Annotated in this window: 11 protein-coding genes; 3 read left to right on the forward strand and 8 right to left on the reverse strand. The window is 58.9% G+C overall.

Going from position 1 to position 11,424, the window contains the following annotated elements; genetic code table 11:
• Positions 1–63: 63 nt before the first annotated feature.
• The 7 genes from glpE to FFH21_RS03120 all read right to left on the reverse strand — a co-directional run bounded on the left by glpE (position 64) and on the right by FFH21_RS03120 (position 7,643).
• Positions 64–384 carry a thiosulfate sulfurtransferase GlpE gene (gene glpE, locus FFH21_RS03090; RefSeq protein WP_004660117.1) on the reverse strand — a complete coding sequence of 107 codons (321 nt, stop codon included), beginning with the start codon at positions 382–384 and terminating at the stop codon, positions 64–66.
• Positions 381–1,277, reverse strand: coding sequence for a symmetrical bis(5'-nucleosyl)-tetraphosphatase (locus FFH21_RS03095; RefSeq protein WP_004660119.1), 897 nt, complete (start codon positions 1,275–1,277; stop codon positions 381–383). The genes glpE and FFH21_RS03095 overlap by 4 nt, the downstream gene beginning before the upstream one ends.
• Positions 1,277–1,657 carry a Co2+/Mg2+ efflux protein ApaG gene (apaG, locus tag FFH21_RS03100; RefSeq protein ID WP_004660122.1) on the reverse strand — a complete coding sequence of 127 codons (381 nt, stop codon included), beginning with the start codon at positions 1,655–1,657 and terminating at the stop codon, positions 1,277–1,279. The genes FFH21_RS03095 and apaG overlap by 1 nt, the downstream gene beginning before the upstream one ends.
• A 113-nt stretch (positions 1,658–1,770) precedes the next feature.
• Positions 1,771–2,577: a 16S rRNA (adenine(1518)-N(6)/adenine(1519)-N(6))-dimethyltransferase RsmA gene (gene rsmA, locus FFH21_RS03105; RefSeq protein ID WP_004660123.1), complete on the reverse strand. Its 807-nt coding sequence runs from the start codon at positions 2,575–2,577 to the stop codon at positions 1,771–1,773.
• Complete coding sequence (pdxA, locus tag FFH21_RS03110) at positions 2,574–3,563, reverse strand: 4-hydroxythreonine-4-phosphate dehydrogenase PdxA (protein WP_004663773.1); 990 nt, start codon at positions 3,561–3,563, stop codon at positions 2,574–2,576. The genes rsmA and pdxA overlap by 4 nt, the downstream gene beginning before the upstream one ends.
• On the reverse strand, positions 3,560–4,882 hold the full coding sequence (locus FFH21_RS03115) for a peptidylprolyl isomerase (RefSeq protein ID WP_011167598.1): 1,323 nt from the start codon (positions 4,880–4,882) through the stop codon (positions 3,560–3,562). Before FFH21_RS03115 ends, pdxA begins: the two co-directional genes overlap by 4 nt.
• Positions 4,863–7,643 (reverse strand): LPS-assembly protein LptD, encoded by a 2,781-nt coding sequence (locus FFH21_RS03120; protein WP_019741166.1) that lies wholly within the window; start codon positions 7,641–7,643, stop codon positions 4,863–4,865. Before FFH21_RS03120 ends, FFH21_RS03115 begins: the two co-directional genes overlap by 20 nt.
• A 129-nt stretch (positions 7,644–7,772) precedes the next feature.
• Here FFH21_RS03120 and FFH21_RS03125 point away from each other — a divergent pair, with 129 nt between their 5' ends.
• From FFH21_RS03125 to FFH21_RS03135, 3 genes are all read left to right on the forward strand, one after another.
• Positions 7,773–8,798 (forward strand): aminoglycoside phosphotransferase family protein, encoded by a 1,026-nt coding sequence (locus tag FFH21_RS03125; RefSeq protein ID WP_004660128.1) that lies wholly within the window; start codon positions 7,773–7,775, stop codon positions 8,796–8,798.
• A gap of 64 nt (positions 8,799–8,862) precedes the next feature.
• Entirely contained in the window at positions 8,863–9,534 is a 672-nt protein-coding gene (murU, locus tag FFH21_RS03130) for an N-acetylmuramate alpha-1-phosphate uridylyltransferase MurU (RefSeq protein ID WP_011167600.1), read from the forward strand.
• Positions 9,535–10,302, forward strand: a complete 768-nt coding sequence (locus FFH21_RS03135; protein WP_004660130.1) for a TerB family tellurite resistance protein — start codon at positions 9,535–9,537, stop codon at positions 10,300–10,302. It abuts the gene before it with no gap.
• Positions 10,303–10,334: 32 nt separating this feature from the next.
• Here the strand turns inward: FFH21_RS03135 and FFH21_RS03140 are convergent, their stop codons facing one another.
• Positions 10,335–11,321: an alpha/beta hydrolase family protein gene (locus FFH21_RS03140; RefSeq protein ID WP_019741163.1), complete on the reverse strand. Its 987-nt coding sequence runs from the start codon at positions 11,319–11,321 to the stop codon at positions 10,335–10,337.
• Positions 11,322–11,424: the final 103 nt, after the last annotated feature.

The following is an 11,424-nucleotide window of genomic DNA, read 5'->3' on the forward strand; positions in this document are numbered from 1 at the left end:
TTCGTCAGATGGCTCGCGAGCCCGCGTAGAACGCGGGATCAGCTGTCATAAAAATATTTTTTATCAGCCTTGCACGGTTTCGTCAGGGTAAGTGGCGCGCCACAGCTCGAAACCACCGTCAACGCTGTATACGTCGGAGAAACCCTGGCCGACCAGATAGGCTGCGGCGCTCTGGCTGGAGTTGCCGTGGTAGCAGACAACGACTAGCGGTTTATCCAGATCGGCCTTGGCGATGAAGTCGGCAATCGAGTGATTGTCCAGATGCACGGAGTCAGGAATGTGATTGCTCTGAAAAGTCTGCGCATCACGAACATCAACCAGCACTGCGCCTTGCTCGCGCAGCGCCTGTGCCTGTTCAGGTGGAATACGTTTGAATTCGGTCATTGCCTGGGCTCCTGAGCCTGGGGGTTAGTGGCGGTGCCGGCCTGTGCGCTTTTAACAAGCCCGTTGGCGGCATGGCCGACAGCATCGCAATTGCACTGGTGACGTTCAAGGGTATCAACGTTGAGCAGCGTCATCGAACCGCCCCAGACACATCCGCTGTCGAGGGCAAAGACGCCCGGCTCGTCGCAGCGACCCTCAAGCGCCGCCCAGTGGCCAAAAATGATTTTCAGCTCACGGGTCTTGCGTTTCGGGTGGCTGAACCAGGGCGCATAGCCAGGTATGGCGGTTTCAACGCCTTCCTTGCTCTTCAGGTCGAGCTTGCCATCGCTGGTGCAGAAGCGCATACGGGTGAAGTAGTTGGTAATGACCCGCAAACGCGTGACGCCTTGCAGGTCGTTGTCCCACTTGGCCGGCTCGTTGCCGTACATGCCGTCGAGAAAAGCGCCATATAGCTGGTCTTCCTGAAGTGCCTGCTCGACTTCGGCTGCGTGCTTCAAGGCCTTTTTCAACGACCACTGCGGCGCGATTCCCGCATGCACCATGGCAACGTTGCGTTCTGCATCGTAGTGCATCAGCTTTTGCCGACGCACCCAGCCGAGCAATTCGTCACGGTCCGGCGCTTCAAGGATTTCGCGCAGCGTGTCGCCTTTTTTGAGCAGTTCGTGTTTACGGGCGACCGCAAGCAGGTGTAGGTCATGATTGCCCAGCACGCACACCAGCGATTCACGGAGGCCGTACAGGTAGCGAAGTGTTTCCAGCGATTGCGGGCCACGATTGACCAAATCGCCCACCAGCCAGAGTCGATCATGCTCGGGGTTGAAGTGGACGTGCTCGAGCAGGCATTGCAGAGGTTCAAGGCAACCTTGCAGGTCACCAACGGCGTACACCGCCATCAGTGCAGCGAACCCGGGACGGCCAGACGAAAGGGCTTTATGACCGCATCAAAGCGTTTACCGTCTTCAGCCAGCATCTGATAAGAACCCTGCATATTGCCCACGCGGGTGGTCATTACCGTACCGCTGCTGTAGGTATGGCTTTTACCGACCTCGATCAACGGTTGCTGACCGACCACGCCCTCGCCGCGCACCTCTTCGACATGGCCGTCGCCGTCGGTAATGACCCAGTGACGCGACAGCAGTTTGGCAGGTAATTCACCGTTGTTGTGCACGGTGATGGTATAGGCGAAAGCGAAGCGATTCTGCTCGGGTTGAGACTGTTCCGAGAGAAAGCGTGTGACGACGCTGACGTCGACCTTGTAACGAGAATCGGGCATGCAATAGGCCTTGAAATCCATAGCGAAAAAAGGGCGTGTGCGGCAGGTAGACAAGTCTAGGACAAGTAAGCGGGAAATGACGACTGGCAGTGCCGTTTACTTGTCCTCAGGGTTCACTCTGTCACAACTTTTTCGCTGAGAGTGTCTGCCAGGCGGACGAATGCAGCCAGGTCGAGTTGCTCGGGACGCAGACTGCCGTCTACTCCGGAAGCGGTAATTTCGTCACTGCTCAGCAATAATTTGAGTGTATTGCGCAGGGTCTTGCGACGCTGGTTGAACGCTTCGCGCACGACCCGCTCCAGCACGCGGTGATCCTTGGCAGGGTGCGGCAATGTTTCGTAAGGGACGAGACGCACAATGGCCGAGTCCACTTTCGGCGGCGGGTTGAACGCCCCCGGCCCTACGTTGAACAGATGCTCCACGCGGCAATGGTACTGGACCATGATCGACAGGCGACCCCAGTCACCGCCGCCGGGACCGGCAGCCATGCGCTCGACCACCTCCTTCTGCAACATGAAGTGCATGTCGCGGATCAGGCTGGCGTTTTGCAACAGATGAAAAATCAACGGCGTCGAGATGTTGTACGGCAGGTTGCCCACGACACGCAGGCTGCGCGGTTCGGCGCCCAGGCTGTTGAAGTCGAACTTCAGTGCATCACCCTGATGCAGGTTGAAATTTGGCTTGTTGCCGAACTGGCCGGTGAGGATCGGGATCAGGTCCTTGTCCAGCTCGACCACGTCCAGCTGTGCGCCGCTGTTGAGCAGCCCTTCGGTCAGCGCGCCCTGGCCCGGTCCGATTTCCAGCAGCCGGTCTTCAGGTTTGGCACGAATGGCGCGCAGGATTTTGTCGATAACGCCTGCGTCGTGCAGGAAGTTCTGACCGAAACGCTTGCGCGCCCGGTGTTGGTATTGCTCGGTCATGAATGGGTCTCGGCCATCTGGTAGGCGGTTTGCAGTGCAACGTGCAGGCTGCCGGTGTCGATGTTTGCGGTGCCGGCCAGGTCCAGCGCCGTGCCATGATCGACAGAGGTGCGGATGATTGGCAGGCCGAGCGTCACATTGACTGCTGCGCCGAAACCTTTGTATTTCAGCACGGGCAAGCCTTGATCGTGGTACATCGCCAGCACTGCGTCGCAGTGCTCCAGATATTTGGGGGTAAACAGAGTGTCGGCAGGCAGTGGGCCGCGTAAGTCCAGGCCCTCGCTGCGCAGGCGCTCCAGAGTCGGTTCGATGATGTCGATTTCTTCACGGCCCAGATGCCCGCTTTCGCCAGCATGAGGGTTGAGGCCGCAGACCAGAATACGCGGGCGGGCAATGCCGAATTTGTTCACCAGATCGGCATGCAGGATGCGTGTCACTCGCTCCAGTCGGTCTGGCGTGATGGCATCAGCTACTTCGCGCAACGGCAGGTGCGTGGTCACCAGTGCCACGCGCAGGTCGCCGGTCGCCAGCATCATCACCACCTGTTCAGTGTGGGTCAGTTCGGCAAGAAATTCGGTGTGTCCGGAAAAAGCGATGCCGCCGTCGTTGATGACGCCTTTGTGCACCGGGGCAGTAATCATGCCGCTGAACAGCCCGTCGAGACAGCCTTGGCCAGCGCGAGTCAGGGTTTGCAGTACGAATGCTGCATTGGCCTTGTTCAGCACGCCGGTTTCTACCGCGGCTGCCAGGGGCGTATCCCAGACGTACAAACTGCCGGCAGGCGCAGGCAGGTCGGGAAGCGTATCAGGGGTGACGTCAAGCAGACTGACCGCCACACCCAGTTGCGCGGCCCGCTCAAGGAGCAGGTCACGGCTGGTGATGGCGATCAGGGGGTATGGCTGAGGCTGCGTGGCGAGCAGCAGGCAAAGGTCAGGGCCTATGCCGGCCGGCTCGCCGGGTGTCAGGGCGAAACGCTTGGGTTTCACTGCGCAGCCTGGGTCGCGCCAGGGAGTTTGATTTCAACGTAGGCTTCGTCACGGATCTGACGCAGCCAGGTTTGCAGCTCTTCGTCGTACTTGCGGTTACGCAGTACGTTCAACGCCTGTTGTTCACGCGCCTGATCGGTAGCATCCGTGGAGCGGCGACCGAGAACTTCCAGAACGTGCCAGCCATAAGCGGTCTTGAACGGTTTGGACAATTCGCCTTGTGGCGTTTCGTTCATGACCTGACGGAACTCCGGAACCAGAGAGTTCGGATCAACCCAGTTCAGATCGCCGCCATTAAGTGCCGAGCCTGGATCCTCCGAAAAGCTTTTTGCCAGTTCGGCGAAGTCTTCGCCATTCTGGATGCGGTCGTAGATTTTCTCGGCAAGACGCTTGGTTTCTTCTTCGTTACGGATTTCGCTTGGTTTGATCAGGATATGACGCACATGCACTTCATCACGCATTTGTGCCTGCCCCTGGCCGCCACGTTTTTCCAGTAACTTGAGGATGATGAAACCGCCCGGCGTGCGCGCTGGAGGCGTCACGTCGCCGACAGGCATCGCGCTGAGCATGTCACCGAACGGCGGTGGCAGTTGCGCAGCCTTGCGCCAGCCCATGTCGCCGCCTTCCAGTGCATTTTCGCTGGAGGAGGTGGTTGCTGCGAGTCGGGTGAAGTCAGCACCTTTCTTCAGTTGGTCATAAATGCCCTTGGCTTTGACCGCTGCAGCCTGGATGGCATCCGAAGAGGCGCTGTCAGGCGTGGCGATCAGGATGTTGGCCAGGTGGAACTCTTCAGACAACTGAGCCTTGCCCTGATCGGAGGCGAGGAAGTTTTTCACTTCCTGCTGGGATACCTGGATACGTTCGGCCACCCGGCGCTGACGCACACGGCTGATGATCATTTCCCGGCGCACCTGCTCGCGTGCATCGTTATAGGACAAACCGTCATGAGCCAGCGCGGCGCGGAACTGCTCCACGCTCATGTTGTTGCGCTGGGCAATGGTGCCAATGGCCTGATTCAACTCGTTGTCTGAGACGCGAATGCCAGAGCGTTCGCCCATCTGCAACTGCAGGTTTTCCAGGATCAGACGATCCAGAACCTGTGGTTGCAGGGCTTCTGCAGGCGGTACACCAGAGCCACGCTTGGCAATGGTCTGCTGAACTTCACGTACACGCTGGTCCATCTGGCTTTTCATGATCACATCGTTGTCGACGATAGCCACGACACTTTCCAGAGGTTGAACCGCAGCATGCACTGCACCGCTCAGGAGTAACGCGCCCAGCATCAGCGGGCGCAGACAATCAGAAAGCTTGGTCTTCACGTTCACGATAACCTTGAATGCCTTTGTCGAGGAAGCTGTCTACCTTGGCGCCAGTTACACCGCCGAGCCCCTTCAACACGATTTGTAGGAATATGCCGCGGTCGCCTTTCTCGTTCTGAGGCGCTGCCTGACTGAACTCGTCGTAGTCGACCCAATAGCGGTTGACCAGACGCATTTTCCAGCAGCAGTTGTCGTACTCGAACCCGCCGAAAGCTTCGATGGTGCGCTCACGGTTGTAGTCATACTGCCAGCGGCTGATCAGGCTCCACTGCGGCACGATTGGCCAGATGACCGAGAAATCGTGCTGCTGGATCTTGTAGTAGTCCTTCACGTAGTTGGCATCACCCGGACGTCCGTAGTCGCCACCCCCCACGATCCAGCGGCCAGTGCTTTCGTCGTAACGAATCTGGTCGTTGCGATAGCGATAGCCGAGGTTGACGATCTTGTTCGGGTTGTCTTCAGGCTGGTAATGGAACATTGCGCTGCCCGAACGGGTGCTCTTGCTGTCCGGATCCCAGTTGAAATCGGAGTTGAAGCGCCAGTCGCGGTTGAAGCGGTATTCGTATTCCAGTGCGTAAGGCGAAACGTTGGCACGCGCATCATCACGATCAGCGAACACTACGCCAGGCAATTGCACCTTGCGGTCTTCGAAATACAGCGCCTGGCCGATGCTGAAGCGTTGACGTTCAAAGCCGTTGTCTTCGATCCAGCGGTTGGTGATACCCAGCGACAGCTTGTTCTCGTCGCCGATGCGGTCGGAACCGGTGAAGCGGTTGTCACGGAACAGCGAGGCATAGTTGAACGTGCTTTCGCTGGTGTCGAATACCGGGATGTCGGTCTGGTCTTTCTCAGGTACATAGAGATAGAACAGGCGCGGTTCCAGGGTCTGACGGTAATCCTTGCCGAACCAGTTGGTGTTACGGTCGAAGTACAGGCCGCTGTCGACGCTGAAGATCGGCACGCTGCGGCTTTGACTACTGCTGTATTCCTCGCCAGCCAGAAGCGAGCTTTTGCCCTGACTGTCCAGGTCCAACGCGTACTGGGTGTAGACGTACTTGAGCTTCGGTGTCAGGAAACCATAGGTCCAGTTCATTGGCAGGCTTACGGACGGCGCCAGATTCAGGCGGTCCCCGTTTGCCCGGGCAAGGCCGGAGATGTTGTTGTCCAGGCGTGTCTCGGAGTTGCCATCTTCATCAATGAACGCGCCGCTGCGCAGGTCACGTTCGAAGCGAACGGCTTCAGTCTGATAATCAAACTTCAGCCCGCCCGGGTTGTAAGGCAACGTACCGTTAAGCGTCAACTGCGGGAGGCGGTTGTAAGGCGTAATGTTGGCAACCGTAGCCAGCTTGTAAGCCTGAGCGTTGAGCGTTGCCGCGTAGCTGTCGCCACGGTAGGTCAAAGAGCCCTGCTGGTTGAGGAAGTCAGTCCGTTTAACGCCGATCTGATCGGTTTCCAGATCCTGGAAGTAATACGGGTCGCTGATGTCGGTGTAATCAACCTGGGTCAGCCAGCGCGTATCAAGTCCGCCCTTGTGCTGCCAGTTGATCATCCAGCGAGTCTTGTCGTAGTCCGACTGCAGCTTGCGGTCGTCATTCTCGTCGTTCAGGTACGCGCCGCCAAACTGGCCTTCGCTGCCTTTGGTCAGGTAGCGGAACTCGCCTTCCATCAGCAGGCCGCGGTCAGCCATGTAACGCGGGTACAACGTGGCGTCGTAGTTCGGTGCCAGGTTGAAGTAGTACGGAGTAACGAGCGTGAAACCGTTATCGCCGCCTGCCGCAATGGTCGGCGGCAGGAAGCCGGACTGGCGACGGTCGTCGATCGGGAAGTAGATATACGGCGTGTACAGAACCGGAATGTCCTTGACCCGCAGGGTAACGTTGGTCGCTGTACCAAAGCCGGTGGCCGGGTTCAGCGTGATGTTGTTGCCCTTGAGCGTCCATGCGTTACTGTTCGGCTCGCAGGTGGTGTAGGTGCCGTCCTTGAGCCGGATGATCGCGTTCTCTGCACGCTTGGCATACAGGGCGTTACCGCGAATGTTCGACTTGTGCAGGACGTACTCGGCATTGTCGACACGGGCTTCGCCGGTATCGAGTTGCAGCTCGGCCTTGTCACCGACGATCAGCGCGCCGTTGTCGCGCAGACGGACATCGCCGTTCAGCTCGCCACGGTTTTCGGCCTGATGCAGTGCTGCCTCTTGAGCCTGTACCTGCATGCTGCCCTGGCGCAACACGACATCACCTGCCAGCGTCGCGACCTGCGCTTCCTGTTCGTAACGCGAAGCCTTGGCACCCACGAACATAGGCGCGTCTTTCATCGGCGTCTTGTCGTCCATGCCAGGGCGGATTGGCTCGACGTAAGCACCCGAGCAATACGGGCCGGTTTCGGCCAGTTGTGCTGCGGTGAGCTTTTCACGAGGAACCCAATCAAGGTGGCTGTAGTCAGCACTACGCGACCTGAGACCTTTGCCCTTGGCTTCGGTAACCAGTTGCGTACCCGCAACCTGCTCACCCGAAGAGGTGCTTTGCGAGGTGACTGTGCCGTTGGAACTGACCGACGTCGTGTCATGCACGGGGCGCGGAGGCAGGTCCACTGCAGCAGCATTGGATTTCGGCGCACAGTTCCAGGCACCCGAAGCAGAGACTGAGCAGTCATACTGTTCCGCGGCGACCACGAACTGAGTGGCCAGAGGTTGCATCGCCAGCAGACTGCCGGTTACGAGCAACGGAAATTTTTTACGAAACGCGGGGGATTTCAATGCCATCTTATTAGTCCGGGCTTCCTGCGCGCCATCTGCCCGCGGGGGGGCCGCACGCCTCTCGATGGGCTGAAAAAGATTCCGGATAATAAAGCATGACCCGCTTGACGGCTAGCGCCGTCGGAGACCCTTGTAATGTCAGATCAAGATATACGCCTGCAATCCCTGAAAGTTTGGCTCGATGAGCAGTTGCCAGCGCTGTTTGCGGCGCAAAATTGGGGCGCTGTACCCCCGGCTACATTGACTGCGGCCAGTAGTGACGCAAGTTTTCGTCGTTATTTTCGCTGGGAGGGCGCTGGCCGAACTTTTATTGTGATGGACGCTCCGCCACCGCAGGAAAACTGCAAACCGTTTGTGGATATCGCTCATTTACTGAAAAAGTCGGGCATTAATGTTCCAGAAATTTATGCCGAAGACCTGACGCAAGGCTTTTTGCTGCTCAATGATCTTGGCCGTCAGACCTATCTGGATGTGATTGACGCTGACAATTCCGATGCCTTGTTCGCCGATGCAATCCAGGCGCTGCTGGCCTATCAGCAATTGCCGATGGACGCGCCGCTGCCCAGCTATGACGTCGCGTTGCTGCGTCGTGAGCTGGAGCTTTTCCCCGAGTGGTACGTAAAGCGCCACCTGGGTATCGAGATGGACGAGGCGCAACTGAGCGATTGGCGGCAGGCCAGCGAGTTGTTGATCAACAGCGCTCTGGCGCAGCCCAAAGTGCTGGTGCATCGCGACTACATGCCGCGAAACCTGATGATCAGCGAGCCCAATCCAGGCGTGCTGGATTTTCAGGACGCTGTCTACGGCCCGGTCACCTATGACGTGACCTGTCTGTTCAAGGACGCGTTCCTGAGCTGGCCACAAGAACGCGTCAGCGACTGGCTCAGAATCTACTGGGATCAGGCGCGTGCCGTTGGTATCCCGGTGCAGGAAGATTTTGCAGCCTTTGAGCGCGCCAGTGATCTGATGGGTGTTCAGCGCCATTTGAAGGTGATCGGTATTTTTGCCCGCATCTGCCACCGCGATGGAAAACCGCGTTATCTGCAAGACGTCCCGCGCTTTTTCGCTTATATAGAGGCAGTTTTGTCGCGTCGCCCCGAGCTGGCTCAACTCGGGCAGTTGCTCACCAGTCTGCAGCAACCGGTAGAGACCGCTGTCTGATACGCCAGCGACGGCCTGAAAATGGCTATTTTGAAAGAAACCTGATTGTGTTGAAGAGGACTGCATGAAAGCCATGATTCTCGCCGCCGGTAGAGGCGAGCGAATGCGCCCGTTGACCCTGCACACGCCCAAACCGTTGGTGCGTGCCGGGGGGATGCCGTTGATCGAGCACCACCTGAACGCCTTGCGCGCAGCCGGGTTTCACCAGCTGGTCATCAACCATGCCTGGCTGGGGCAGCAGATCGAGGATTATCTGGGCGACGGTCAGCGTTTCGACCTGAGCATCCGTTATTCCCCCGAAGGCCAGCCGCTGGAAACAGGCGGCGGGATTCATCGGGCCTTGCCATTGCTGGGCGTTGAGCCGTTTGTGGTGATCAATGGGGATATCTGGACGGACTATGACTTCAGCGCTTTGCGCGTGCCGCTAGCCGGTCTCGCGCATCTGGTGCTGGTCGATAACCCGGCACATCACCCCACTGGCGATTTCTCGTTGGTCGACGGTCAGGTACGCGATGACGATTCGGCAGGCCAGCGGCTGACCTACAGCGGTATCGCTATCCTGCATCCACAGTTGTTTGCCAACTGTGAGCCCGGTGCGTTCAAGCTTGCGCCGTTGTTGCGTGAGGCCATGCATCAAGGCCTGGTAACGGGAGAGCACCACAGAGGGCGGTGGGTCGATGTCGGCACGCACGAGCGTCTGGCTGAAGTCGAGCAGTTGCTTGCGGAGACCCGCTGAATGCTTTGGCCTGGCACATTGATCGGCGCGGGTGTCGGCTATGCAATTGCCAGCATCCCGGGCGCAATGCTGGGTGCTCTATTGGGGCAGGCGCTGGATCGTCGCCTGAAGCTGCAGAGCTGGGCGCATCTGCGCGAGCGTCTGGGCGGGCGGGCGGCGATACCCGCCGATGGGCTGCTGTTTGTGTTGCTGGGCCGTCTGGCCAAGAGTGACGGACGTGTCCTGGCCAGTCATATTAATCAGGCCCGTACCGAAATGCGCCGTCTGAACCTGAACGAGGCGGATCAGTTGCGCGCCATCAACGCCTTCAAACGCGGTCGTGACGGTGCCGATGGCCTGCGCAGTTATTTGCGCGGTCTGCACGGGCAGCCGGACACCGCCGAGGAGTTGTTGCGTGCGTGCTGGCGCATGGCCTGGGCGGATGGCAAGGCTTCCCGGGTCGAGCGCGAGCTGATCGGAGTATGGGGCATGTGGCTGGGCTGGACAGGACCACAAGTCGAAGCGCTGGCTGCCGATCACGACCCGATGAAGCGTTCGCCGGTCAGTAGCGGTGATGACTACAAAAGCGCGATGACGCTTCTGGGAATAAAACCGGACACCGATCCTTTAAGCATCAAGCGCGCCTACCGTCGGCTGCTCAGTCGGCATCACCCTGACAAGGTTGCCGGTTCGGGCGCCAACCCTCAGCAAGTACGGGTGGCGACCGACAAGACCAGTCAGCTGCATAACGCCTATCGGGTGGTAAAGGCCCGACGCGGGTTCAACTGAGCCTGCTGTGCGTCGGGCGCTCGGGGTGAAGCTTATTTTTCTTCCTTGGCGTCTATCCAGCCACGAACCCTGCGGAACAGTTGTTCTTGCTCGGTATCTTCATTGCCCACGATATTGATCAGACCAATCTGCGTAAAACCGGGGCCTTTGGCGCGTTTGCTGGCCTGCAGACGTGCTTTGGCGGCCTGGTCCGGCGAGTTTTTGTAGATGAAGTCAGCGGTCTTTATTTTCAGCTGAGGCACCATGTCCAGCAGCGAAGGCGCAGCATTGACCGGCTCGCGCGCAGCAAGCATCACCAGCTTCTGCACGGCAGGCGATGTGCGTTCATTGAGGAATCTGGCTGCCCAATAGGCACCGCTGCTATGGCCGATCAATACGATGCTGCGAGCCTTGTTCTGCTGCGCAAAGCTGATCGCGCTTTCGATCCGCGCTAAGATGCGCTCGGCCTGAGCCTTGTTGAGTTCCTCGTCGGCAGCTGCCTTTGCGGTTGCTGCGGCAGCCAGAGCCTCGGCTTCAGCTGCCGGGTCTTGCGCTTTCGCACTGGCGTCCTTGGGGGATTCCTTGGGTTTGGCAGCGTTCGCGTCGGTCGAGGCGGCGTCGGGCTCGCGTGGCACCAGGCTGTTGTCTATCGCATCCGGCAGGGTGATGCTCAGGCTTGACCAGCCGACATCCGGAAATTTTCTGCGCAGCGGGCCGACGGCATCCGGCCAGTCCGGTGACTCGGCGTCGCCAGGCACAATGATCACCGCGCCCTGGGGCTCGTCACTGTTTGCAGGCTTCCAGAGCGCGAGAAAGCTTTCGTCACCCGCCTGAAGTTGCTGCTGATCCTCGCGAGGCAATTGACGCTCCAGCGCTATCGCGTCTTCCTGCGAGCGGCTGAGCAGCGGTGCCCGTTCTACCGGCGCTTCGGCAGCCGCGTCCTTGGCCGGGGCCGGATCGGCTGCGAGCACAGGCAATGCGCAAGGCAGGACCAATGACAGAAACAATGCAGGAAACGTTGCGCGAAAGGTGTAGGACATCGGATATTCCAAGCCAGAAACTATCCCGGCAGCCTAATGGGTTGATCGGCTTTTGTCAGGCCTGAGCCTGCGCGGCATATGGCCGTCATATGAACACACGAGA

It is taken from the genome of Pseudomonas sp. KBS0707, assembly GCF_005937945.2.
Classification (GTDB): domain Bacteria; phylum Pseudomonadota; class Gammaproteobacteria; order Pseudomonadales; family Pseudomonadaceae; genus Aquipseudomonas; species Aquipseudomonas amygdali.